Here is a 24,569-nt window from a genome sequence, read left to right as displayed (position 1 = left end):
TTGATACCTTTGTCTTGAACTTCAGATACCTATAAGCTGTTTCTATTCTTGTGTGTAGAGCTACCTTGCACATTCAGATGTGCAAGGTTGCAATACTGAAAAATCACGCCTCGCCCGAAAGGCCCGCGGCTTCAATACCAGCAAGCCCCGCTTTTGCATCGTTGTCAGAGGTATCACCGGTTACACCCACGGCCCCGATGACCGCGCCTTTTTTGTCGCGCATCAGAATACCGCCGGGAACAGGCACAACCTGCCCTCCATAAACCCCATTTACAGCAGCCATGAAATACGCTTGCTGCTCGGCCCGCATCATCTGGGCAGTGCCAGCCATGCCCAGCATGACAGCGCCATATGCCTTGCCCTGCGCAATCGCAAAACGGCCCGGCGAAGCTGTGTCTTCGCGCTCAAACGCTTTGACGTGGCCGCCCGCATCAAGAACCACAACGGAAAGCGGCTTGAGCCCAAGCTCTTTGCCTTTACTAAGGGTCGCTCTGATAATCGTTTTCGCTTTTCTAAGCGTAATTTCTGACATTTGAAGCCCCTTGTTGATGTCGTTTTTTAAGTTCAAGCCGACGTGCATGCAACACGGGTTCGGTATATCCAGATGGTTGTTCGCGACCTTTGAAAACCAGATCACACGCCGCCAGGAAAGCGATACCGTCGAAATCCGGTGCCATAGGTAAATAGCCCGCATCGCCTACGTTCTGCTGATCAACAACAGCCGCCATCTTTTTCATCACGGCCATGACCTGCTCTTGCGAAACAACGCCATGATGAAGCCAATTGGCCAGCGCCTGTGATGAAATCCGGCAAGTCGCCCTGTCTTCCATCAGCCCCACATCATTGATGTCCGGCACTTTCGAGCAGCCAACCCCCTGATCCACCCAGCGTACCACATAGCCAAGTATCCCCTGAGCGTTGTTTTCAATCTCTTCCGCGATTTCCTGCTCTGACCAGTTCACGCCCTTTGCGACGGGGATGGTCAGCAGATCGGAAAGTGTACCAAGCGCGCCACCCTTGGTAATTTCATCCTGACGCTCAAACACATTTACCGTGTGATAATGCGTTGCATGCAACGTCGCGGCGGTTGGGCTGGGCACCCAGGCGCAATTTGCCCCGGACATCGGGTGGCCAATTTTATCACGAAGCATTTCAGTCATCAGATCAGGTGCCGCCCACATGCCTTTGCCGATTTGCGCACGCCCCTGAAGACCGCAGGAAAGACCGATATCGACGTTTCTGTCTTCGTAGGCTGTGATCCAGGCGGAATTTTTCATCTCGCCCTTACGGACCATTGCGCCCGCTTCCATCGAAGTATGAATTTCATCCCCTGTGCGGTCCAGAAAACCCGTGTTGATAAAGGCAACACGTGATTTTGCGACCCGGATGCATTCCCTGAGGTTTGCCGAGGTGCGGCGTTCCTCGTCCATGATCCCAAGCTTTACTGTGTATTGCGGCAAACCCAACGCTGCTTCTACACGGCCGAAAATTTCATCCGCAAAAGCCACCTCTTCCGGGCCGTGCATTTTTGGCTTCACAACGTAGACTGATCCGTGAACCGAATTTCCACCGTCCCGCTGCAAATCATGCATTGCGATGGCGGTTGTCATTATGGCATCCATCAGGCCTTCGCCAACCTCGTTGCCGTCCCTGTCAAGGATGGCTGGGTTGGTCATCAAATGCCCAACGTTGCGCACCAACATCAAAGCCCGGCCCTTCAGGGTCTGTGTCGCGCCATCCGGTGCGGTGAATTCCAAATCTTCGTTCAAAACGCGCTGGAAGGTTTTGCCGCCCTTTGAGACCTCTTCTGACAAATCGCCCTTCATCAGACCAAGCCAGTTGCGATAGGCAAGAACCTTGTCTTCGCCATCCACGGCGGCAACGGAATCTTCGCAATCCATGATCGCGGAAAGCGCACTTTCAAGCACAATATCCGAAATTCCGGCGCTGTCTGATTTACCAACCGGCGTCTCTTTGTTGAGCACAAGTCTGATGTGCAGGTCATTGTTTTTAAGAATGATTTCACTTGGATCAGTGGCGATGCCAATAAATCCGACGAAATGCCTGGTGTCTTTCAGGCCCGCACCGGCCTGAAGGTACCCGTCTTGTACTGCCAGATTATCCAGATCTGCCCAACTGCCTGTTTGTAGCGGAACCGCATCATCCAAAAAGGATTTACCCCAGGCGATAACGCGCATGCCGCGCGCCGGGTCATACCCCTTTCCAGCAGGCAGATCACCAAGTGCATCTGTGCCATACAGCGCATCATAGAGCGACCCCCATCGCGCATTCGCCGCATTCAGTGCATAGCGGGCATTCATGATCGGAACCACCAATTGTGGGCCTGCAATCGACGCTATCTCTGGATCAACATTGGCTGTGTCGATGCTGAAATCCTGCCCTTCCGGCAAAAGATACCCGAGATTTTCCAGGAACGCCCGATAGGCAGCGGCGTCATGAACCTTTCCGCGATTTGCGATATGCCAATCGTCAATTGCCGCCTGCATATCTTCCCTGATTTGCAGAAGCGCCTTGTTCTTGGGACCAAGGTCATGAACGAGGTCCGAGAAGCCGGACCAAAACTGATCTGTGTTTACTCCCGTGCCGGGTAAGGCCTGCGCCTCAACAAATTCAACGAGCGTCGGGTCGACCTGAAGTCCGTGTTTATCAATGCGGGCCGGCATGGAATCACCTCTGTATGGTACGGTATACAACTGAATTGCGCCTATTTAGGGCCAAAGTTTCCGATGCGCAACAACTGTGGTAATATTAAGTTACCAATTTAGGCAATTTGTGAGGTGCTATCCTCTTTTTTCCAAGCCTTGCGGCGGCCAAGCATTCCGTTACATCTAGGACAAATTCGGTTGCAGGAGCCCGTGATGCGCAATGAGACGATCTTTCTGAAAGATTACACCCCCCCCGCCTATCTGATCGACGATGTGCATCTGACATTTAAGCTGGACCCAACCAAAACCCGGGTTCTTAGCCGCATTGCATTTCACCCCAATCCCGAAACGACAGACCGGGACTTCTTTCTGCACGGCGAACAGCTATCGTTGATTTCAGCCACAGTAGATGGGAAAGCGTGTCGACCTGAGATTGCAGATGAAGGCCTTATAATCGCGGTGCCCGATGCGCCGTTTATCTTTGAGGCGGAAGTAGAAATAAGCCCGTCGACCAATACGGCGCTTGAAGGGCTTTACATGTCAAACGGAATGTATTGCACGCAATGCGAGGCGGAAGGGTTTCGCAAGATAACGTATTACCCCGACCGTCCGGATGTGATGACGACCTTTACCGTGCGGGTTGAGGGTGATCTGCCAGTGCTGCTTTCAAACGGCAACCCTGCCGCGTCTGGTGATGGGTGGGCTGAATGGCATGACCCCTGGCCAAAGCCATCTTATCTCTTTGCGCTTGTCGCGGGTGACCTTGTCGCACACCCCGACAGCTTTAACACAATGTCCGGCAAACAGGTTGAGCTAAACATCTATGTGCGCCCCGGGGATGAACACAAATGCGCCTTTGGGATGGAAGCACTGAAACGGTCCATGGTCTGGGATGAACAGATCTATGGTCGCGAATATGATCTCGATATTTTCAACATCGTGGCGGTTGATGATTTCAACATGGGGGCGATGGAAAATAAGGGGCTGAATATCTTCAACTCCTCGGCCGTTCTTGCCAGCCCGGAAACCTCAACCGATACAAACTTTGAGCGTATCGAAGCCATCATCGCACATGAGTATTTCCACAACTGGACAGGGAACCGGATTACCTGCCGTGACTGGTTTCAGCTTTGCCTGAAAGAAGGGCTAACCGTTTTTCGCGATCAGCAGTTCACGGGTGACATGCGCAGCCATGCGGTGAAACGCATTAATGATGTGCTTGCGTTGCGCGGTCGTCAGTTCCGCGAAGACAATGGTCCGCTCGCCCACCCCGTGCGCCCCGACAGCTTTGTTGAAATCAATAACTTCTACACCGCAACGGTTTACGAGAAAGGTGCCGAAGTCATTGGGATGCTGAAGCGTCTGGTTGGGGATGCTGACTATGCAAAAGCGCTCGACCTTTATTTTGAACGCCACGATGGCGATGCAGCCACGATAGAAGACTGGCTGAAGGTGTTTGAGGACACGACAGGCCGCGATCTGGACCAGTTCAAACGCTGGTATGAACAGGCTGGCACGCCACGTTTGACTGTGACTGATCACTTTGACAACGGCACCTATACGCTGCATCTGAAACAAGAAACTCCGCCAACGCCGGGCCAGCCCAAGAAAGACCCGCGGGTTATTCCGGTTGCTGTCGGGCTGCTAAACCCCAACGGCGACGAGGTGGTGGAAACCACCATTCTGGAGATGACCGAGGCAGAGCAGAGTTTTGAGTTTAAGGGGTTGGCAGCAAGACCGGTTCCGTCAATCCTGCGCGGGTTTTCCGCCCCGGTCATCTTGCAACGAGACACCACAAACGCAGAGCGCGCGTTTTTACTGGCCCATGACACGGACCCGTTCAACAAATGGGAAGCCGGGCGCGCGCTTGGCAAAGACACCCTGAGCCGTATGGTGACCAATGGCACACCACCGGATAACGCTTACCTTGATGCGCTCATGGCCGTTTTGCGCGATGATACCCTTGACCCTGCGTTTCGCGCACTGGCCCTCAGTCTTCCAGGTCAGGACGACATCGCACAAACATTGTTTGACGCTGGGTTGACGCCCGACCCCGACAAGATTTATCGCGCCTCGCAGACATTGAAACAAACACTCGCCCAGCACTTACAGGACTTACTGCCAAAGATTTACGCGGAAATGCATGTGCCCGGACCCTATTCACCCGATGCTGAAGCTGCCGGGAACAGAGCGTTACAGGGAGCAGCACTCAGCCTGTTGTCACGCCTTGACGGTGGTTCTGCCGCATCACGTCAGTATGAAAGTGCAGATAACATGACCCAGCAGCTTGGCGCGCTGTCCTGCCTGCTGACGATTGAAAAGGGGGAAGCAGAGCTTGCGGCCTTCCGCACGCAATGGGGCCAAGACCGCCTGGTAATGGACAAATGGTTTGGTCTGCAAGTCACTTACGCAGCACCGGAACGCGCCGCTGCAACTGCTGACAGGCTGACCAAAGACCCTGAGTTTGATTTGATAAATCCAAATCGTTTTCGTGCGGTTTTTGGCGCCCTCGCCATGAACGCAGCGGGCTTTCACGACCCGACTGGGACGTCCTACAACCTGGTGGCCGATTGGTTGATACGCCTTGATGCGCTGAACCCACAAACCACGGCACGCTTGTCCACAGCGTTTGAAACCTGGCGGCGTTATGATGGTGATAGGCAATCCCTGATCCGGGACGCTTTGGAGCGAATTCAATCAACACCCGGTCTGTCACGCGACACAAGCGAGATGGTCGGGCGGATACTGAACGGATAAGCTTCTTTTCGGGCGGTCTATTGTTTCAGTCCCGGGCCCATTCCCCATTCGTACATGGCGCCGATAACCGGTTTTAGCGACTCGCCCTTTTCCGTCAGGTGATACTCGGCGCGTGGTGGATGCGTTGAGTAGAATTCACGGCGTATCACACCAGCGTCTTCGAGTTTTTTGAGCCGCGCCGATAAGGTGTTTGGGCTGACGGACAAGACGTCTTCAAAGTCTTTGAAACGACGCGGTCCTTCCAAAATCAGCTCTCGCATAATCAGAAAGCTCCACTGATCGCCAACCACATCGGTTGTGCGTTTGATCGGGCAATTTGTTTTGTCAGGAATCTCCATGCGTCTTGCCTACCATATAAATTACCGTTCTCGAATTGACTTCTATATTTATAGTCACTACGTGATTTATATCAATATAGGAGAGATATATGTTCGTTCAATTCGTAGAGTACTATGTCCAAAGTTTTGTGGTGCTTGTTCCTGCAATAGTTCTGGGGATAATTGCGTTTCACGCACAAAAAGCCGAATTTTCATTAGGCCGAATGCTCGCCACTGTGGGCATTGTCGGACTTTTACTTGGCGTTTGGTATGCGGGCGCCTCGGCACTAAGCCTTGCCGGAATCTTGATGCCGCCCGAAACTTTCGCTGACCCACCCTTCGCGCTGATGCCCATTTTGATCGGTGGCCCGCTAATCTGGTTCCTCGGGCGCAAAACCGCCACCGGCAATGCGCTGTTTAACCAAGCAAGCCATTCCTCGCTGATTGCCATTCAAATGCTGCGTATCATGGGGTTCATCTTTCTGGTTGGCTGGCTGACCGGAGATATCCCATGGCAGTTCGCCTTGCCCGCAGGCCTTGGTGACATCTGGGCTGGTTTCGCTGGTATTAGTGCCTATCGGGCCGTTCAGCAAAATGCTCCTGATGCCCGTAAAAAGCTCGTTCGCGCAAATGTCATCGGGCTGCTCGATTTTGCCGTTGCGGTTGGAACCGGGGTTTTGACCACAGAAGGGTTTGCTCACATCTGGTCGCTTGATGCACCAAATATTATCAACAGCTATCCGATGGCGCTTTTTCCAGGATTTTTTGTACCCATTTTCATTGGATTTCACCTGCTTTCGCTTTCGAAACTACGCGCAGAGAAAATTTAGCACGAAAATAACTCACTTGGCCGGCTGCGAAATGCGGACCGGCCAAAAGACGACAACTGGCGTCGCAAACTGCAAAGACGGGATCACGCACCACAGCCTTGATGCGGAAAAGCGAGGCGCGCATCATGGCACATGATCTTTCAAACCTGTTTTCAACCCTGGCGTCCCTTTATGAAAGGGAGGGCCGTGATGGGGCAAATGAAGCCGTTACCGCGCTAAAGAAGGCGACAACATCCGATCATTCGTTTTCAGAGGTTGACGAAACACCATTTCTTGAAGAATTCGAAACTGCCTTTGCAACCAACCCAGCGCCTGAGGCTATTGCTGTGCAAGATGTTCTGCCGCTGATCAAATGGCACTACGCGGGTTTGGAAGATGGCCGCATCCGCCCGGAAATCGCCCGTCATATGCTGACCGCAGAACTTTTGGGCCCAGATGGCATGATTTTTCATCCAACGGTTCGGGTCGGCCTTTTCATGCAACGGGCCGGCTTGAACTATGTCACCCGCAACCACGCCGCAGAAGAGTGTTTCATTATGCTGGCAGGGGAAGGGTTCTGGAGCACAGATGACGGAGAGCGATATCACAAAACCGCAGGTAACGTGATTTTTCATCCATCGATGATGCCACATCGCAGCGAAACGCGCGAAAAACCACTGTTAGCCGCCTGGCGCTGGAGCGGTGATATCGGTTGGGATCAGTATCAGCTGAAAGGTTAACACTTGTTCCCCGGTAAAGCGCTGCGTAGGGTCTGCGTGATCTGAGGTTATTGATGCAAGAATTTTCCTATAAAACGAGCGGTCGAACTACGCGTACGATCATTGTCTTGGTACTGGTTTATTCTGCATTGGCAGCGCTTTTGGTGGTCTTTGACGCTGCGTGGTGGCTTGTTGGTGGTTTAGTAATCTTTACGCTACCCGCGCTTTGGGACATTGCAATAGATCGTCCATCATCTCTAAAACTCAATGATCAGAGCCTCGGTTGGTCTTCGGGCAACGTGACGCAGGAACTACCACTTGAACAAATCGTCAAGGCGCGCTTTGATACGCGGTTAGATTTTTCCGTGCGCGTAACGCTTTTTCTAAGCAGTGGAAAAAAACTCCGCCTGCCCTATGACTGCCTTCCCCCGCATAAAACGCTTGAACGAGCGATGAAGGAACGCGGCGTTGTGACGGAACGCCATCACTTCTCGTTGTTGTGAATACCGTTTAAGCCACAAGCGCCTATAGTGCCCGAAAAGGGGATTCCACTATGCGTTATGCTCTGCCAATCTTGCTGTTGTTTTGTCTTCCGGTCTTGGCACAAGACAGAAGCGGAGGCGACACTGCTGGCAGTTGGCGTGTGACCCACCACCAGATTTTTGGTATCTGGAATGTTTTTTGTGACGAACGGCTGACCGGCGATACCCTTGAAGAACGCTGTTACATCCGCCGGGTTGACGTATTTTCCCCTGCACCAAAATTCGCGGCACAGTTTCTTTTCATCACACCACACGCAGATGGTGTTGAAATCGACTTTGGGATGGAACGCAGCACGGCATTTGAACCTGACGGGTTCCGCATCCTCGCTGACGAAGGTGTCATCTGGTCAAACGACCGACGTGGATGCCTGAGGGGGCGCAATTGCAATTTTACAGGTAAAGAGGCGGCCACGCTGATATCAATGATGGAAACTGGTGAGAGTTTTCGCTTCACCTTTACCGACAGACACGGCAATCCGCAGGATTTGAACTGGGAACTGTCCGGTTTTCCGGCTGCATTGAAGGATTTTCGCACTGTAGCGGCTGAACGTGGGCTTATGTGATCTTGCCCCGCACTTCGCCCTGTCTTAGAAAGCGCTGAATTGCTTTTCGGACGGATCTGACATGCTCGACCTTACCTACACTGCCCCGACCCCCAAAACCATCGCTGGCGCCAAGGAAGATTGGGAGCTTGTGATCGGGCTGGAAGTCCACGCGCAGGTCACGTCAAAGGCCAAGCTGTTTTCCGGGGCTTCGACCAAGTTTGGGGCGGAGCCGAATTCCAACGTTGCCTTTGTCGACAGCGCGATGCCGGGCATGTTGCCGGTGATCAACGAATATTGTGTAGAGCAGGCCGTGCGCACGGGATTGGGCCTGAAAGCGGATATCAACCTTTACTCCGCCTTTGACCGCAAGAACTATTTTTACCCGGACTTGCCGCAAGGTTATCAGATCAGCCAACTTTACCACCCAATCGTTGGCGAAGGTGAAATTCTGGTGGAAATGGGCGAAGGGATTGCGCGTAAAGTGCGGGTGGAACGCATTCACCTTGAACAGGACGCCGGCAAATCCATTCATGACATGGACCCGAACATGTCTTTCGTTGACCTAAACCGCACAGGTGTTGCGCTGATGGAAATCGTCAGTCGCCCGGATATTCGCGGCCCCGAAGAGGCAGCTGCCTATGTCTCTAAGCTGCGCCAGATCCTGCGATATCTCGGAACTTGTGACGGCAATATGCAAAACGGCAGCATGCGTGCAGACGTGAACGTGTCTGTCTGTCGCCCCGGCGACTATGAGCGTTACCAGGAAACGCAGGATTTCGGCCATCTTGGTACGCGTTGCGAGATCAAGAACATGAACTCCTTGCGGTTCATTCAGGCGGCCATCGACTATGAGGCGCGCCGCCAGATCGCCATTCTTGAGGATGGCGGTTCAGTCGTGCAGGAAACGCGCCTCTATGACCCCGACAAAAACGAAACGCGTTCTATGCGGAGCAAGGAAGAAGCGCATGACTACCGTTACTTCCCAGACCCCGACTTGCTGCCGCTCGAAATCGAACAGGCCTGGGTTGATGAAATAGAAGCCTCGCTTCCGGAACTACCGGATGCAAAAAAAGCGCGGTTTATAGCGGATTTCGGCTTGTCAGACTATGACGCGTCCGTCCTGACCGCCGATGTTGAAAGCGCGCATTTCTTTGAAGTCGTTGCCAAAGGGCGCGATGGAAAACTGGCCGCGAACTGGGTAATTAATGAACTGTTTGGCCGTTTGAAAAAGGACGATCTTCTTATCACCGATAGCCCGGTTTCGGCAGAACAGCTTGGCGGCATCATTGCGTTGATTACCAAAGGTGACATTTCCGGCAAAATTGCCAAGGAACTGTTCGAGATAGTCTATACTGAAGGCGGTGACCCTTCGGATATCGTCGAGGCACGTGGCATGAAGCAGGTGACAGACACCGGTGCGATTGAAGCCGCTGTTGATCAGATTATTGCGGACAACCCCGCACAGGTCGAAAAAGCACAGCAGAACCCCAAGCTTGCCGGATGGTTCGTCGGCCAAGTAATGAAGGCGACCGGCGGCAAAGCAAACCCCGCAACCGTCAACGCCCTCGTGAAAGACAAGCTTGGTTTATAGTGCTGCTATAAATGAGCGTACCGGTGACGTTCTAATCTCAACAACGTCATCCGCATGCATCGGCAATAAAGCAACAAAAATACGGACATAATCGCAGTATTTTGGACAAATCATCCCCGAATCGGGTAATGAGTAACTTCGCCAGAACCGATCAGGGAAAACGGTAATGCCAAAATTCGAATATAAAGTTGTGCCTGCCCCAAAAAAGGGAGAACGCGCAAAAGGATTGAAAAGCTCTGACGCGCGTTTTGCCAATACCTTGATGGGTGTGATGAATGAGCTTGGTCAAGACGGCTGGGAGTACCAGCGTTCAGATACCCTACCTTGCGAAGAACGCTCTGGTCTGACCGGAAAAACAACCGTTTTCCAGAACATGCTAATTTTTCGCCGTGCTATTGAAACCGGTGCTGAAACCAAGACCGATTCTTCAGTGACGCTCGCTGTGCCACAGGCAACGGGTGGTTTTATGCATAGCGCGCCAACAATCCAACCAGCGCTTCAAGATCAGGAAAATGCGGCCCCCGCTTTGGGATCTGCAAAAGAAGCCGGCAAAGACGAACCCAAGTCAGAAGTTGCTGCTGAGTAACTTGGCTCAGGAATTGATATCCAATGTAAGCGCGTGGATACGTCCGATAATCTCGGGTCCAATCGCAACGTGCACGGCTCTGTGGCGCGCAATACGGCTCATTTCTGCAAATTCCGGCACTACAATAGCAACTCGAAAATGGCTTTGACCACCCTCCTGATATCCGGCATGACCACGGTGATCCTCGCTTTCATCAACAACATTTAAACTCTCCGGCGAAAACGCGGATGAAAGTTTTTGGTAGATTTCGTCCTGAACGGTCATATTTTTTGCCCTAGCCCCTTCTCTAATGCTCAAAAAACACTAAACTCTCTTGTCCGAGTCGAAAAGGTAAAGAACATGAAAAAAGCTGATCCCTTCGGATTCGATATTTCCGTTTCTTCGGACAAAAAGAAGCGGACAAGAGGCAAGCGTGGGATGTCTGGGGCCTTCGAAACCTCTACCCGTCAATGCGAGCATCCCAGCTGTCAGGAGCCGGGCCAGTATCGTGCGCCCAAGTCACCGGATATTCTGGATGATTTCTATTGGTTCTGCAAAGACCACGTGCGTGAATACAATCTGAAATGGAACTTTTTCAACGGTGCGACCGAAGATGAGGTCGAAGAACAGGTTCAGTCAGACCGTGTATGGGGCCGTCCGACAAAGCCCTTGAAGGCAACTGATGAACAGCGTGCATGGGCGCGCCTTGGTGTTGATGACCCGCATCAGGTTCTGGGAAGCAATGCGACGCAAAACCCCGGAAAATCCATAACTGGCACCCGTAAACTGCCACCGACGGAACGCCGGGCCGTTGAAATTCTGGAAGCGCGCGACCACTGGACTAAAACTGAGATTCGCAAACAATACAAAGCGCTGATCAAAATCCTGCATCCAGACATGAATGGCGGTGACCGATCCGACGAGGACCGTTTGCAAGAAGTTGTCTGGGCCTGGGATCAGATCAAGGAAAGCCGCAGTTTCAGAAACTAGCACTGGAAATTTAAAAGGACCGCCAAATTGCGGTCCTTTTTTTATTCTGCGATAGGGGTCTTTGCGATTTGTTCGTGTTAGTTTTAGGCAGCCACAAAAATTAATGAAACGCCATTCAGACAATGCCGCATGCCTGTCGGCTCTGGCCCATCATCAAAGATGTGGCCCAAATGACTACCGCAACGGCGACAATGCGCTTCGGTTCGCGTGGTAAACAATGTGTTGTCCGCTTTCGTGGCAATCGCACCTGGCAAACTTTGGTAAAAGCTTGGCCAGCCGGTACCACTGTCATATTTGGCGGAAGAAGAATAAAGCGGCAGCTGGCAACCGCGGCAAATATAAGTTCCATCCGCATAGTTTTTATCATACGGGCTTGAAAAAGGTGCCTCTGTGCCCTCTCTGCGCATCACGCGGTACTGTAATGCGGATAGCCTGGCACGCCACTCTGCCGGTGTTCGAGTAACCTCAAAATTGCCTGTGTTCGCAAATGCGGGGCTGCACGTTGTTCCAATCAGGGCAAAAGCCGCTGTAGCAGAAAGAAAGTGACGACGCTTCATAGAATCCTCCTCCAATTGGGAGAAAGAATAGTAGGTTAGCCCTGTTCTGAGCAAGTGAACACCAAGCAAATCTGCGTGAGACCAGCGTTACTTTTTTTGACCAAACCAAGCGAAAAAAGCGTGAAAGCACGGATTCTGAGGCGGTTGAGCCTGGAATATTCGTTCATCATCGCCGCGCAAGACCAGATATTCGGACCTAAGTGTTAAACAAATGAATACTCCCTAAGTGATCCATTTCTGCCATTGCTCCCCTTGCACCTCCGTGAATTTTGTTGCACGACAATCGCGTTGCTTTGCTTGGGGCAGGCAACAAAGTCTGGAAGGATACGTCATGGCAGATGGCACAACTGATGTCGCAGCAAAACCAACTGAAGAAATCTCTGTACGCGAGGTTTTTGGAATCGACACCGATATGGTTGTCAAAGGCTTTGCAGATCGCAGTGATCGGGTGCCCGAAATTGACGCCACTTACAAATTTGATCCTGATACAACACTGGCAATTCTTGCCGGGTTTTCCCACAACCGCCGTGTCATGATTCAAGGCTACCACGGCACCGGGAAGTCGACACATATCGAACAGGTGGCTGCTCGCCTGAGTTGGCCTTGTGTGCGCGTTAACCTTGATAGCCATATCAGCCGGATCGACCTTATCGGTAAAGACGCAATCAAGCTGCGCGACGGCAAACAGGTGACTGAATTTCATGAAGGCATCCTTCCTTGGGCGCTGCGCAATCCGGTTGCGATTGTTTTTGATGAATATGATGCTGGCCGCGCCGACGTGATGTTCGTTATTCAGCGTGTGCTGGAACATGACGGCAAGCTTACGTTGCTTGACCAGAACGAAATCATCACCCCGAACCCGAACTTTCGCCTGTTTGCCACTGCAAACACCGTTGGATTGGGGGACACGACCGGGCTTTATCACGGTGTGCAACAAATCAACCAGGCCCAGATGGACCGCTGGTCGCTTGTCGCAACGCTGAACTACCTGAGTCACGATGCTGAAACACAGATTGTGCTTGCGAAGAACCCGCTGTTCAACAATGAAAAGGGCCGACAAACCATTAGCCAGATGGTTACAGTGGCCGACCTGACCCGCACGGCCTTTATGAACGGGGACTTGTCGACAGTGATGAGCCCGAGAACCGTGATCAACTGGGCTCAGAACACCCATATCTTCCGCAATATCGGCTATGCTTTCCGTCTGTCCTTCCTCAACAAATGCGACGAGCTTGAGCGCCAGACGGTAGCGGAATTCTATCAGCGGTGCTTTGACGAAGAACTGCCGGAAAGTGCCGCATCAAGCGCGATGGTCTGAGTAAATGCATATCGGTCTGATCGGTGGCATCGGAGTTGCAGCAACTGTTGTTTACTATCAACGTCTTACGGCGGCGATAGAAGCACAGGGTGGCGCCCTCGAACTGACCATCGTTCATGCTAATGTACATGAGCTGATCAAGAACAACCTAGCGGATGACCGGGAAACACAAGCTGAAATTTATGCTCGTTTAATTGATCGTCTTGCAGCCGCCGGATGTGATTGCGCCGCAATAACCTCGCTTGGTGGACATTTCTGTTTTGAAGAAACCGAAGCCCGCAGCGCCTTGCCTTTGATATCTGGCGTTACCCCGCTTGATGATTTTTTTGTCGAACAGGGCATTAAGAAAGCAGGGATTCTAGGCACCCGTGTTGTCATGCGTACACGGCTCTACGGGCAAATTAATAAAACCGGGGCAACCGCCTTGGATGACTATATTGAGCACCTTGGCCAGACATATCAGGACATGGCTGTTGCCGGTTTCTGTACAGATGAACAGCGTGCAACGCTTGTGAATGCGGGTGCCCGCATGGTACGCGATCAGGGGGCCGATGCGGTGGTGCTCGCAGGAACCGATTTGAACCTCGCGTTTAATGGGCAGAACACGGGCTACCGGGTGATTGATGCGCTTGACGTTCACGTCGACCAATTGGCGAAACTAGCACTGGGTGTTATCACTCTGGATGATGTGAAGACCGGCAAATGAATAAACCAACAGATAACCCAGCTGAGCCGTTCAAGAAGGCTCTTGCAGAAGCCACCAAAGTGCTGGCCGATGACGCTGAGCTTTCGGTCACTTACTCTGTTGATCCTCCTGGCAAGACGGAAGATTCAGTCCGTTTACCGCAAGTCACACGCCGCATGACGCGTGACGAAGTTCTGCTTGCCCGTGGCACTGCAGATGCTTTGGCGATGAAGCACAAGCACCACGACCTGACGACACATAACCGCTATCTGCCTCAGGGTCAGATGGCGCGTGATCTTTACGAGGCTATGGAAACCGCGCGCTGCGAAGCCGTGGGCGCACGCCAAATGCCCGGCACCTTGTCTAACATTGATGCAAAGATTGCGACCGATGCGACCCGCAAAGGCTATGAACAGATAACTGAACGTGGTGATGCACCGCTTTCTGTGGCGGCTGGATATCTGGTACGTCATCTGGCGACTGGGCGCGACCTGCCTGCAGGTGCTGAAAATGTGATGGAACTCTGGCGCGGTTTCATTGAACAACAGGCTGGCGGAACACTTGAAGATCTGTCTTCAAACCTTTCTGATCAAACGGCTTTCGCTAAATTTACCCGGCAAGTTATAGAAGACCTTGGATACGGTGACCAACTGGGTGATGACCCGGACAACGAAGATGAGGATTCAAGCGAAGACGCTGAAGAAAATCAGGACGACGACGAAAACCCGGATAGTCAGGGTCAAGATGATGAATCGGAAGAAGCCGAAGCATCGCCCGAAGAATCTCAGGAAGAACAGCAAGATTCCGGTCAGGCTCAAGTCTCGCTTGATGAAATGGCCGATATGGAACAGGGCGACGAAACGGAATTGCCCGAAGGCGATGCTCCGATGGAGCCACCCCCGCCTGCACCTGCATCGGATGCTGACCCGAACTATACCATCTATTCAACTGAATTTGATGAAGAAGTCAAAGCCGAAGACTTGGCGGAACCTGCGGAACTTGAACGTCTGCGTGCCTATCTGGACCAACAGCTTGAACCCTTGAAAGGGGCGGTTAGCCGTCTTGCCAACAAATTGCAGCGCCGCCTGCAAGCACAGCAAAACCGCAGTTGGGAGTTTGATCTGGAAGAGGGCATTCTCGACGCAGGCCGCCTTGCCCGAGTAGTCGCGAACCCAACAACCCCGCTTAGCTTCAAAATGGAACGCGATACAGAATTTCGCGATACCGTTGTCACCCTGCTGCTTGATAATTCCGGCTCCATGCGCGGACGCCCCATTTCCATTGCCGCCATTTGTGCAGATGTTCTGGCGCGTACGCTGGAACGTTGTCAGGTCAAAGTCGAAATTCTGGGCTTCACAACACGTGCCTGGAAAGGTGGGCAAAGCCGCGAAGGCTGGCTGGCCGAAGGGCGCCCACAACAACCCGGACGCCTGAATGACCTTCGTCACATCATTTATAAATCCGCAGATGCGCCATGGCGGCGTGCACGACCCAATCTTGGCCTTATGATGAAGGAAGGCCTGCTCAAAGAAAACATAGACGGCGAAGCGCTGGAATGGGCACATCGGCGTATGACCGGTCGCCCTGAAGTCAGGAAAATCCTTATGGTTATCTCTGACGGTGCACCGGTTGACGACTCAACTTTGTCCGTTAACCCTGCTAATTATTTGGAAAAACACCTTCGCGACGTGATCGCCATGGTCGAGAAACGAAATGCTGTTGAACTGCTTGCAATCGGCATCGGCCACGATGTGACACGTTACTACGAACGTGCCGTCACAATCACCGATGTCGAACAACTCGCCGGTGCTATCACCGAACAGCTTGCAGCGCTTTTTGACAATGATCCACGCGCCCGCGCCCGGTTTTTGGGAATAAAGCGGGCGGTCTGATGTTCCAGAGCTTTGAAATTCGCACCCACCCCAAAGATGGCCCACCACGCCTTGCGGCACTTAGAGCAGAACTGGTTGCGGAACCTCTGGATGGCTTTCTCGTGCCACGTGCGGATGCCCATCAGGGTGAATATGTTGCCGATCATGACGGTCGCCTAAGTTGGCTTACCGGATTCACCGGGTCAGCAGGGTTTTGCGCTGTTCTTACAGACCGCGCGGGGGTGTTCATTGACGGGCGTTACCGCGTTCAGGTGAAATCGCAAGTTGACCTTGAGCATTTCACGCCTGTGCCATGGCCCGAAACAAAACTTGGGAATTGGTTGAAAGAGGCCCTGCCAGATGGAGGGACCATTGGCTATGACCCTTGGTTGCATGCCTATAACGAAATCGAAACGCTCAGTGAACTGCTGAAGGTTAGCGGAATTTCACTGCAAACCAGCGGAAATCTGGTGGATCGCATTTGGCATGACCAGCCGCCCCCACCGCTTGGCAAAGTTGAGGTTTACCCGGCTGAATTGGCTGGCGAAAGCCATAAAGACAAACGCAAGCGGCTCGCCAAAGCTTTGATCGACTCAGGCCAAAGTGCCGCCATCATCACCCTGCCCGATAGTCTGGCATGGCTTTTGAACATTCGCGGCTCCGATATTGCACATAACCCGGTGGCGCATGGGTTTGCGATCTTGCATGCAGACTCAAGTGTTGATTTGTTTATCGACGCAGCCAAGCTTGATGAAAATGTCAACGTTCATCTGGGCGCAGATGTGCGAGTTCACGCCCCTGCAGCCTTTGCAGTCACCCTGGCGTCCCTCTCGGGAAAGATTCTGGTCGATAAAAACACTGTTCCAATGCAGGTCATTCACACGCTTGAGACTGCAAAAATTCACACCGTATTTGATCGTGATCCCTGCATTTTGCCAAAGGCGCGGAAAAACCCTGCCGAAATTGCTGGCTCTGCCGAGGCCCATTTGCGCGACGGTGCCGCAATGGTCGAGTTCCTGCATTGGCTTGATCAGGAGGCCCCAAAGGGCGCGCTCACAGAAATTGACGTTGTTAAGAAGTTGGAAGGTTTTCGTCGCGCAACAAATGCACTGCGGGACATCAGTTTTGAAACAATCTCCGGTGCCGGGCCGAACGGCGCAATCATTCACTACAGGGTGAACGAGGAATGCAACCGCAACATCACCTCCGGCGAACTACTGCTGGTTGACAGCGGCGGCCAGTATCTGGACGGCACAACAGACATCACGCGCACAATCGCAATTGGCGAGATTGGTGAAGATGAAAAGATCTGCTTTACCAGAGTCTTACAGGGAATGATCGCCGTGTCCCGCGCCCGTTGGCCCAAAGGTGTTGCCGGTCGTGATCTGGACAGTCTCGCACGTTATCCGCTTTGGCTGGCTGGTCAGGACTATGACCATGGTACCGGCCACGGTGTTGGGGCGTTTTTAAGCGTTCATGAAGGCCCCGTCCGGATCGCGCGCACGTCCGACCTGCCGCTTGAATCCGGTATGCTGTTATCGAACGAACCCGGTTACTACCGCGAAGGCGCCTTTGGCATCCGGATCGAAAACCTCATCGTTGTAGAACCTGCAACGGATCTGCCCGGGGCTGATAACCGCGAGATGCTGGCTTTTCGCACGTTGACCTATGTGCCAATCGACCGCCGCCTGATTGTATCTGATATGCTTTCGACCAATGAGCGCGACTGGGTCAACCAATATCATGCAGATACACGCCGCTTCCTGTCGCCACGTCTCTCAAAAGAAGCAAGAGAATGGCTTGACGCCGCGACCCAACCTCTGTGACACTGATTTGTTGCGTTTTCTTTGTTAGATTGCGCAGCAAGTTTTAGAGGTGGGAAAAGATGACTGATCACATTCATATTCGAAAAGCAGACGGCACATGGGTTGTCCGCGCGGGCGGCGCCGTTTTGGCAGAATCCAAAAACGCTCTGGAACTTTCAGAGGGCAGCTATCCACCGGTGATCTACTTCCCGCGCGCGGATATCGCGATGGCGTTTGTTGAACCGTCCGCAACCACCTCTCATTGCCCACATAAGGGCGATGCAAGCTATCATTCGATCCAGACCAAAAGCGTGCTTATCGATGACGCCGCATGGTCATATGAAAACCCAACAGAAAATGTTTCGCGGATAAAGGGCCACCTTGCGTTTTATCCGGAGAAAGTAGCTGTGGAACAACTTTAAGCTCTTTATTCAACACTTTCTTTTTCCAAGAAATATCCTCGCCGAAGGCATAGAATCTTTTAGATGGACCTTCCCATTCAAAGCGCTGGTCTTGAGCTTCAGGAATGCTCTTCTGCGGCTGTTTCCATCAAAGCTTTGTTATACGCCCTAAGCGCATCAACCTGAAACAACGCACCCCAAAGCTCGGGAGGCTGATCTTCCCCCCCCAAAGTGACCACTGGAATGAAGGGCAGCCCAGATTTTTCAAAGATTGGCATAGCTGCCTCAAGCGTTGCGTTACCATCGACATAAACGCCCTGTTCGATCAGCTCCCAACAGGCGTCATCCGTTGCACCGTCTTCCTGCCCTTTGGCACGCATCACCTGGGCAACATTGAACGTCGCCAAGAGATAGGCCTGAGGTCCGGCTGCAAGATGAACATTTCGTCGTTCAAGCTGTGTCAGGAAAAACGACCGATCCACGAGGCGGCTCGCCAGCGCCGTAGACAGCGATACGGATACCATGACAGCAAGTCCAGTCTGCCAGTCCCCCGTCAGTTCAAACACGATCAGCGTCGTTGAAATGGGTGCGCCAAGCACCGCTGCTGCAACCGCGCCCATCCCAGCCAAGGCGTAAAGCGTTTCCGAACCAGAAACATTCGGCAGTATTCCGGTTGCCACAATTCCAAAAGCGAGTCCTGTCAGCGCACCAAGCATCAACGAAGGGGAAAAAACCCCTCCCCCCATGCGTCCGGCTAAAGTGATCGCAACAGCCGCCGTTTTTAAAACCGCAAAGATCACCACTTCATGAAACAACAGCTTACCGGTCAATGCTGCAGACGTGGTTTCATAACCAACCCCAATGATATGCGGATACCAGATTGCCATTGCCCCAAGCAGTGCGCCAGCAATCATCGGGCGCGCCCAACGCGGAATATGCAAGCGCGCCTGTATATGGTCGCCGATGTCCTCTGCCCAGAAGATCGCCCACATCAGCGCGACAGCCACAAGGCCCGACACCAGCCCGAGAATCAGAAATGCCGGCAACTCGACATAAAACGCGATCGCACCATCAACCGGCAACATGAACTCGGTAACATCCCCAAATTCCAGACGGCTGATCACGGTACCCGCAACACTGGCAATAACAATTGGCGCAAAGGCATGCACCGCAAAGTGGCGCAGCACGACCTCAAGCGCGAAAAGGGCACCGGCAATCGGGGCATTGAAAGACGCCGAAACCGCAGCGGCCACTGAACATCCCAGCAGATCACGCCCGGTGATTCCGTCGGCATGTATGCGGTTTGACACCCAGCTTGAAATCACTCCCGCAAGGTGAACGACAGGCCCTTCCCGGCCACTGGAACCGCCCGATGAAAGCGTCACGAGCGAGGCAAAGGCAGAGGCCAGACCCGCGCGCTTTTCAACGCGCCCTTCCCGCAGAGCAGCCCCTTCAATCACATCCGCAACAGCGCGTGCCCGCCCATCGGGCGTGAACCAATGCAAAACCAGCCCAGTCAATAGCCCGCCAAGGATTGGGATTATTAATATCCAGTACCAGGGTAGAGTTTCCGCAAACGTATGCAGCATGCGCACATCTTCAGTTCCATAAAGTGCCGTTTGAACGGCCGAAACGCCTTTGCGAAAAAACAGCGCTGCAAAGCCAGCGCAAATACCAATCAGCAATGCAATGAACCAGAATTGAATTTGGCTTGGTCCACGTTTGAGCAAGACCTGCCAGCCTTGGCGGAGTGCGCGGACGGCCTGGTCTTTTTGCTGCACGATCAGGGATTTGCCCTGTTCTGCCATCTAGCACCTACCTTATTGTGCGGTCCAATAACGACCGGTTTCTATTTTTGCAGGCTTTCCCATGTTACCAGCTTGGCCTAGGGTCCTTCCGGTTACAACTTGAACGAGGCGACAATGTCCATCCAGTCCGCAATTGCCGAGCTTTCTCTTGTTTTAGGCGATAGGCTATCCTCAGCAAAGCCCGATCTTGAGCTTCACGGTCAAAGTGAGACACATTTCACTACAATGCCGCCTGATGCTGTTGCCTATCCGGAGAACACAGATGAGGTCAGCAAGATCGTGAGAATTTGCGCAGCTCAAGACTGCCCGGTCATTGGCTGGGGCGCAGGCACATCATTGGAAGGGCATACTTCGGCTGTTCGCGGCGGGGTCTGCGTTGATTTTTCTCGCATGAACAAAGTCTTGGTTGTCAATGCTGAAGACATGGATGTTGTCGTACAACCCGGCATAACCCGTGAAGACCTGAACACGGATCTGCGCGCGACCGGGTTGTTCTTCCCGGTTGATCCCGGGGCCAACGCTTCGATCGGTGGCATGGCGGCAACACGGGCCAGCGGAACAACAGCCGTGCGCTATGGCACGATGCGGGACAATGTTCGCGCGCTTGAGGTCGTGCTCGCTGACGGAAGGATCATTCGAACTGGCAGCCGGGCGCGAAAATCCTCTGCCGGATATGACCTGACCAGCTTGTTCGTCGGTTCCGAAGGCACACTTGGGTTGATCACCGAACTGACGCTCAAGCTTCAGGGACAACCCGAGGCGGTTGCCTCTGCGATATGCGCCTTTGATGCAATCGAAGATGCGGTGAACACAGTTATCACGACCATCCAAATGGGGATTCCGATGGCGCGGATCGAGTTTGTCGACAGCGCCACCGCTACCGCTTTCAACATATATGCCGGGGCGAACATGCCTGAAGTACCGCATCTGTTAGTCGAGTTTCACGGTTCAGACACATCTGCTTCTGAAGATGCGCGCCGATTTGGCGAAATCGTCGATGACATGGGCGGCAAGGGATTTGAATGGTCAACCAAGGCAGAAGACCGGCGTGCGTTATGGGCCATGCGCCACAACGCCTACTACGCCTGCCTCGCATTGCGCAGAGGGGCGACAGCGCTTGTCACCGATATCTGTGTTCCGATTTCCCGTCTTGCCGAGGCCGTTGAAGAAACCCGTGCAGATATCACAAATAGTTCGATTCCCGGCCCAATTCTGGGCCATGTCGGCGACGGCAATTTTCACGCGATCCTGTTGGTTGAGCCGGGCAACACCAAAGAACTCGAGGTTGCCAAGGACCTGTCCCACCGCATGGCGGAACGTGCGCTGCGGCTGGGCGGCACAATTACTGGAGAACATGGGGTCGGTATGGGTAAGCTTGACTATATGCAGGCTGAACATGGTGACGGGTGGGCTGTCATGGGAGATATCAAACGCAGCCTAGACCCGAAAAACATCATGAACCCGGGGAAGGTTTTGAAGCTAAATTAAGCCAATCCAACATTTCAGATTTGCCTGCAGTAGAAAAAGCAACAACACGGCTATCTGGTAAACGGCGAGCCCAGCCTTTCTTGAAAATCTCTTGTAACAGCGCCTTTCCAAGACCCCCGGCCAGATGGTGACGCCGCATGCTCCAGTCAAGACAGCTTCTGCAAACGGGGCGGCGCTGCGATTCTAGTTCATCCATATCAAGACCAAAGCGCGTCAATGCCAGCCGTCCAGAATTGCTTAGTTTCAATGAGGCTTCACCATTCGACATCCACCCAAGTGCCTTCGCTCTGTCAAACAAGGTAACCCCTATTTCACCCGCCAGATGGTCATAACAAACACGGGCGTAGCGTAGTGCGGGGTCTCGCGGGCCAGGGCGAGCACGGTGGCCCGTGCGGTGTGCTGAAATACCCATCAATGCTTCAAGCACCGCTCCTACATCTGAACCAGTCAGACGGAAATAGTGGTGCCGGCCCTGCACTTCACGCGTCAGCAGTTGGCCTTCGACAAGGCGGGCAAGATGCGTGCTCGCCGTTTGTTTCGTAACTCCCGCCTCGGTTGCTAACTCGGTCGCGGTTAGTGCGCGACCGTCCATCAACGCCACCAACATATTTGCGCGGGCAGGATCACCGATCAGTGATGCAGTCAGAGCTATGTCAGGGCCTTCTTTCATAGTTCGACGGTAACCGAACCATTGTCGAATCTCAAGATGCTAAGACACTTTGTACAACTTAGAGGAACTGATCCATGATTACCTGTTTTATCCGCTACGAAATTGATCACTTCAAACGCGACGCGTTTTGCAGATACGCACAAAACTGGGGAAAGGCGATTCCCGAGTGTGGCGCTGATTTAGTCGGTTATTTTGCACCACACGAAGGATCTGCCACGACGGCCTACGGCGTTTATACATTACCGTCGCTTGCGGAATATGAGGCGTACCGTGCCCGGCTTGCCGTCCATCCATTGGGACAGCAAAACTATGCCTTTGCAAAGAGTGAGCAGTTTATCCGTCGCGAGGACCGCATATTCCTGTCATGTGCATCCAAACCACACGCCCAAAGGAAACCCTTATGATTGCAGTAATATTCGAAGTTCAGCCCGCCGAAGAGCAACGCTCTGTCTACTTTGATATTGCGTCAGGGCTACGCGCGAAGCTGGAAGAAATGGACGGCTTCATTTCGGTTGAGCGTTTCGAAAGCCTTGTCACCCCGAACAAGATATTGTCGCTGTCATTCTGGCGTGATGAAGCCGCCGTGATACGCTGGCGTAAGACTGAACAACACCGTGCAGCACAATCCGTGGGGCGTCGAAAGGTATTTGCAGACTATCGACTGCGGGTTGCCAATGTATTGCGAGATTACGGCATGGATCAACGTGCGCAAGCGCCCGGGGACAGTCAAGATTTCCACGACTGATCTACTCTTTTTAGATTTAGGATTCTAACAGTCATATCCGGAGCGATGTTTGCATTTCTATCCAGCGAGCAAAGCCGCTGCCGCTGCCCGTGCCTGTTCTGTCACCGTATCACCTGACAGCATGCGCGCTATCTCATCTATCCGGTCGTGCGGATTGAGTGGGACCACGGTCGATGTGGTCTGGGCATCTTTCACGTGCTTCTCTACCCGCCAATGATGGCCACCCAAGGCTGCAACCTGCGGAGAATGAGTCACCACCAGCACCTGTGTCCCATTGGCAAGCGTTGACAGGCGCCGCCCTACCGCATCCGCCGTCGCCCCGCCGACACCTCTATCAATTTCATCAAAGATCATTGTCAGGCCAGAAGCGCCGGAAGTAAGACAGACTTTAAGCGCCAACAGGAACCTTGAAAGTTCGCCCCCCGAGGCGATCTTATTTAACGGGCCCGAAGGTGCGCCGGGGTTGGTTGCAACGGTAAACGCAACGGAATCACGGCCTTCCGGCCCTGCGGGTGCTTCGGTAATTTCGGTCACAAATATCGCGCGCTCCATTTTCAGCGGTGCCAGTTCTTTTGCCATAGCGCGATCCAGGAGTTGCGCTGAGTCTCGGCGAGCTTTGCTTAGCTTGGTTGCTGCTGCGTCATATTCAGTTTCCGCATCGCGCACAGCTTGTTGTTTACTGCTCATTTCAGTTGCGCTGTTATCAAGCGCATCCAGTTTAACGCGCAGTTGCGTTGCAAAAGTTCCAAGATCATCGGGCAATACGTCGTGTTTACGCGCAAGACCGCGAATAGCGAAAAGGCGTTCTTCTGCCTCTTCCAGCTCTGATGGGTTAAAAATCAGTGCCTGAAGACATTGTTCCACACCGCTCTGAGCATTTCCAAGTTCTGACAATGCGCGGTACAAAGCCTCGGTCGCCTCTTCAAGCTGTCCCTCTGCCTGTTCGGCCACCTCTTCAAGCCAGCGCAGGGCGTCCCCTATTTTGCCCTCAGCCCCTTCCAGACCTAGTGCATTCTGCGCTTTGACGATATCTTCGCGAATACGTTCTGACGCCTGCATCATTCGGCGACGTGCGTCCAATGCTGCTTCCTCGCCCGGTTGCGGATCAAGCAAGTCAAATTCACTGACTGCGTGACGCAGGAAATCTTCTTCGGCGCGGACTGTTTCAAGTGCGTCTTCGGCGGTTTGCAGGTCTTTCTTTGCATCTGAAAGCGCCCGCCATGCCGACCGGCATGTTCCGACCTTTGTGGCCAACCCCGCATAATCATCCAGCAACAGCCGGTGGCCGCGTGGATTGAGCAAACCACGATCATCGTGCTGTCCGTGAAGCTCTACCAAGGTATCAGAAAGCTGGCGCAGCACCTCGCCTGAACAGCGTCGGTCATTGACCCATGCGGTTTTGCGCCCGTCACGTCCGTTTGTGCGGCGCAGGATCAGCTCTTCGCCATCTGGCAAGCCAGCCTCTTCAAGAATCTGATGGGCGGGGTGGTCTTCTTCAAGGTCGAACCACGCAACAACCTCGCCCTGTTCAGCACCAGTGCGCACAAGCTCTGCGCGTCCACGCCAGCCAAGTACGAATCCAAGTGCATCCAGCAGAATCGACTTTCCTGCTCCGGTCTCTCCTGTCAGAACATTGAGGCCCGGCTGAAACTCCAGTTCCAGGCGGTCAATGATCAACATGTCCCGGACGTCCAGTCCTCTGAGCATCGGTCCTCCGCGC

General features: G+C 53.2%; 24 protein-coding genes. 16 read left to right on the top strand and 8 right to left on the bottom strand.

The features are described 5' to 3' along the window. Positions 1 to 103: 103 nt before the first annotated feature. Together MWU63_RS07075 and MWU63_RS07070 are read right to left on the bottom strand one after the other, a co-directional pair. Positions 104 to 532: a heme-binding protein gene (locus tag MWU63_RS07075; RefSeq protein WP_213888534.1), complete on the bottom strand. Its 429-nt coding sequence runs from the start codon at positions 530 to 532 to the stop codon at positions 104 to 106. Further along, positions 513 to 2,684, bottom strand: coding sequence for a malate synthase G (locus tag MWU63_RS07070; protein WP_213888535.1), 2,172 nt, complete (start codon positions 2,682 to 2,684; stop codon positions 513 to 515). The genes MWU63_RS07075 and MWU63_RS07070 overlap by 20 nt, the downstream gene beginning before the upstream one ends. A gap of 195 nt (positions 2,685 to 2,879) precedes the next feature. Here MWU63_RS07070 and pepN point away from each other — a divergent pair, with 195 nt between their 5' ends. Next, a complete protein-coding gene (gene pepN, locus MWU63_RS07065; RefSeq protein WP_213888536.1) occupies positions 2,880 to 5,423 on the top strand; it encodes an aminopeptidase N in 2,544 nt (847 codons plus the stop codon). A 17-nt stretch (positions 5,424 to 5,440) separates the two neighbouring features. Here the strand turns inward: pepN and MWU63_RS07060 are convergent, their stop codons facing one another. Then, positions 5,441 to 5,761 (bottom strand): helix-turn-helix domain-containing protein, encoded by a 321-nt coding sequence (locus tag MWU63_RS07060; RefSeq protein WP_213888537.1) that lies wholly within the window; start codon positions 5,759 to 5,761, stop codon positions 5,441 to 5,443. Positions 5,762 to 5,850: 89 nt separating this feature from the next. On the opposite strand from MWU63_RS07060, the gene MWU63_RS07055 reads away from it, so the two are divergent. From MWU63_RS07055 to MWU63_RS07030, 6 genes are all read left to right on the top strand, one after another. Further along, a complete protein-coding gene (locus MWU63_RS07055) occupies positions 5,851 to 6,570 on the top strand; it encodes a hypothetical protein (RefSeq protein WP_213888538.1) in 720 nt (239 codons plus the stop codon). Positions 6,571 to 6,695: 125 nt separating this feature from the next. Then, positions 6,696 to 7,289, top strand: a complete 594-nt coding sequence (locus MWU63_RS07050; RefSeq protein ID WP_247077384.1) for a dimethylsulfonioproprionate lyase family protein — start codon at positions 6,696 to 6,698, stop codon at positions 7,287 to 7,289. A 53-nt stretch (positions 7,290 to 7,342) separates the two neighbouring features. After that, the gene (locus tag MWU63_RS07045) at positions 7,343 to 7,771 is read left to right on the top strand and encodes a hypothetical protein (protein WP_213888540.1); all 429 of its coding nucleotides are present in this window, start codon (positions 7,343 to 7,345) and stop codon (positions 7,769 to 7,771) included. A 50-nt stretch (positions 7,772 to 7,821) separates the two neighbouring features. Next, complete coding sequence (locus MWU63_RS07040; protein ID WP_213888541.1) at positions 7,822 to 8,373, top strand: hypothetical protein; 552 nt, start codon at positions 7,822 to 7,824, stop codon at positions 8,371 to 8,373. A gap of 61 nt (positions 8,374 to 8,434) precedes the next feature. After that, positions 8,435 to 9,946, top strand: coding sequence for an Asp-tRNA(Asn)/Glu-tRNA(Gln) amidotransferase subunit GatB (gene gatB, locus MWU63_RS07035; protein ID WP_213888542.1), 1,512 nt, complete (start codon positions 8,435 to 8,437; stop codon positions 9,944 to 9,946). Positions 9,947 to 10,112: 166 nt separating this feature from the next. After that, entirely contained in the window at positions 10,113 to 10,532 is a 420-nt protein-coding gene (locus MWU63_RS07030) for a DUF4177 domain-containing protein (RefSeq protein WP_213888543.1), read from the top strand. A 6-nt stretch (positions 10,533 to 10,538) separates the two neighbouring features. Here the strand turns inward: MWU63_RS07030 and MWU63_RS07025 are convergent, their stop codons facing one another. Continuing rightward, a complete protein-coding gene (locus MWU63_RS07025; protein ID WP_213888544.1) occupies positions 10,539 to 10,796 on the bottom strand; it encodes a BolA family protein in 258 nt (85 codons plus the stop codon). A gap of 75 nt (positions 10,797 to 10,871) precedes the next feature. Between MWU63_RS07025 and MWU63_RS07020 the strand changes: the two genes are divergently transcribed. After that, on the top strand, positions 10,872 to 11,501 hold the full coding sequence (locus tag MWU63_RS07020) for a DnaJ domain-containing protein (RefSeq protein WP_213888545.1): 630 nt from the start codon (positions 10,872 to 10,874) through the stop codon (positions 11,499 to 11,501). An 83-nt stretch (positions 11,502 to 11,584) separates the two neighbouring features. Here the strand turns inward: MWU63_RS07020 and msrB are convergent, their stop codons facing one another. Next, positions 11,585 to 12,058: a peptide-methionine (R)-S-oxide reductase MsrB gene (gene msrB / locus MWU63_RS07015; RefSeq protein WP_213888546.1), complete on the bottom strand. Its 474-nt coding sequence runs from the start codon at positions 12,056 to 12,058 to the stop codon at positions 11,585 to 11,587. A gap of 331 nt (positions 12,059 to 12,389) precedes the next feature. On the opposite strand from msrB, the gene cobS reads away from it, so the two are divergent. The 5 genes from cobS to MWU63_RS06990 are packed head-to-tail and all read left to right on the top strand — an operon-like array spanning position 12,390 to position 18,159. After that, positions 12,390 to 13,376, top strand: a complete 987-nt coding sequence (cobS, locus tag MWU63_RS07010) for a cobaltochelatase subunit CobS (RefSeq protein ID WP_213888547.1) — start codon at positions 12,390 to 12,392, stop codon at positions 13,374 to 13,376. Between the two features lie 4 nt (positions 13,377 to 13,380). Continuing rightward, the gene (locus tag MWU63_RS07005) at positions 13,381 to 14,082 is read left to right on the top strand and encodes an aspartate/glutamate racemase family protein (RefSeq protein WP_213888548.1); all 702 of its coding nucleotides are present in this window, start codon (positions 13,381 to 13,383) and stop codon (positions 14,080 to 14,082) included. Further along, on the top strand, positions 14,079 to 15,953 hold the full coding sequence (cobT, locus tag MWU63_RS07000; RefSeq protein ID WP_213888549.1) for a cobaltochelatase subunit CobT: 1,875 nt from the start codon (positions 14,079 to 14,081) through the stop codon (positions 15,951 to 15,953). The genes MWU63_RS07005 and cobT overlap by 4 nt, the downstream gene beginning before the upstream one ends. Further along, positions 15,953 to 17,758 carry an aminopeptidase P family protein gene (locus MWU63_RS06995; RefSeq protein WP_213888550.1) on the top strand — a complete coding sequence of 602 codons (1,806 nt, stop codon included), beginning with the start codon at positions 15,953 to 15,955 and terminating at the stop codon, positions 17,756 to 17,758. The genes cobT and MWU63_RS06995 overlap by 1 nt, the downstream gene beginning before the upstream one ends. Before the next feature lie 59 nt (positions 17,759 to 17,817). Continuing rightward, complete coding sequence (locus tag MWU63_RS06990) at positions 17,818 to 18,159, top strand: DUF427 domain-containing protein (RefSeq protein WP_213888551.1); 342 nt, start codon at positions 17,818 to 17,820, stop codon at positions 18,157 to 18,159. Between the two features lie 98 nt (positions 18,160 to 18,257). On the opposite strand, the gene MWU63_RS06985 is transcribed toward MWU63_RS06990, so the two are convergent. Next, the gene (locus tag MWU63_RS06985; protein WP_213888552.1) at positions 18,258 to 19,946 is read right to left on the bottom strand and encodes a chloride channel protein; all 1,689 of its coding nucleotides are present in this window, start codon (positions 19,944 to 19,946) and stop codon (positions 18,258 to 18,260) included. A 114-nt stretch (positions 19,947 to 20,060) separates the two neighbouring features. Here MWU63_RS06985 and MWU63_RS06980 point away from each other — a divergent pair, with 114 nt between their 5' ends. After that, a complete protein-coding gene (locus tag MWU63_RS06980) occupies positions 20,061 to 21,434 on the top strand; it encodes an FAD-linked oxidase C-terminal domain-containing protein (RefSeq protein WP_247077381.1) in 1,374 nt (457 codons plus the stop codon). Here the strand turns inward: MWU63_RS06980 and MWU63_RS06975 are convergent. Continuing rightward, complete coding sequence (locus tag MWU63_RS06975; protein WP_213888554.1) at positions 21,400 to 22,104, bottom strand: winged helix-turn-helix domain-containing protein; 705 nt, start codon at positions 22,102 to 22,104, stop codon at positions 21,400 to 21,402. The two genes, MWU63_RS06980 and MWU63_RS06975, sit on opposite strands and share 35 nt — an antisense overlap. A 74-nt stretch (positions 22,105 to 22,178) precedes the next feature. Here MWU63_RS06975 and MWU63_RS06970 point away from each other — a divergent pair, with 74 nt between their 5' ends. Both MWU63_RS06970 and MWU63_RS06965 read left to right on the top strand, forming a co-directional pair. Further along, positions 22,179 to 22,508, top strand: coding sequence for an NIPSNAP family protein (locus MWU63_RS06970; RefSeq protein WP_213888555.1), 330 nt, complete (start codon positions 22,179 to 22,181; stop codon positions 22,506 to 22,508). Beyond that, positions 22,505 to 22,849: an antibiotic biosynthesis monooxygenase gene (locus MWU63_RS06965; RefSeq protein ID WP_247077369.1), complete on the top strand. Its 345-nt coding sequence runs from the start codon at positions 22,505 to 22,507 to the stop codon at positions 22,847 to 22,849. Before MWU63_RS06970 ends, MWU63_RS06965 begins: the two co-directional genes overlap by 4 nt. 57 nt (positions 22,850 to 22,906) lie before the next feature. Here MWU63_RS06965 and recN read toward each other — a convergent pair whose 3' ends face one another. Then, positions 22,907 to 24,556, bottom strand: a complete 1,650-nt coding sequence (recN, locus tag MWU63_RS06960; protein WP_247077367.1) for a DNA repair protein RecN — start codon at positions 24,554 to 24,556, stop codon at positions 22,907 to 22,909. Positions 24,557 to 24,569: the final 13 nt, after the last annotated feature.

The sequence above is a fragment of the Pseudohalocynthiibacter sp. F2068 genome, assembly GCF_023015645.1.
Classification (GTDB): Bacteria; Pseudomonadota; Alphaproteobacteria; order Rhodobacterales; family Rhodobacteraceae; genus Pseudohalocynthiibacter; species Pseudohalocynthiibacter aestuariivivens.
The sequence above is the reverse complement of the archived record's forward strand: the minus strand, read 5'-3'. Positions and strand labels throughout refer to the sequence as shown.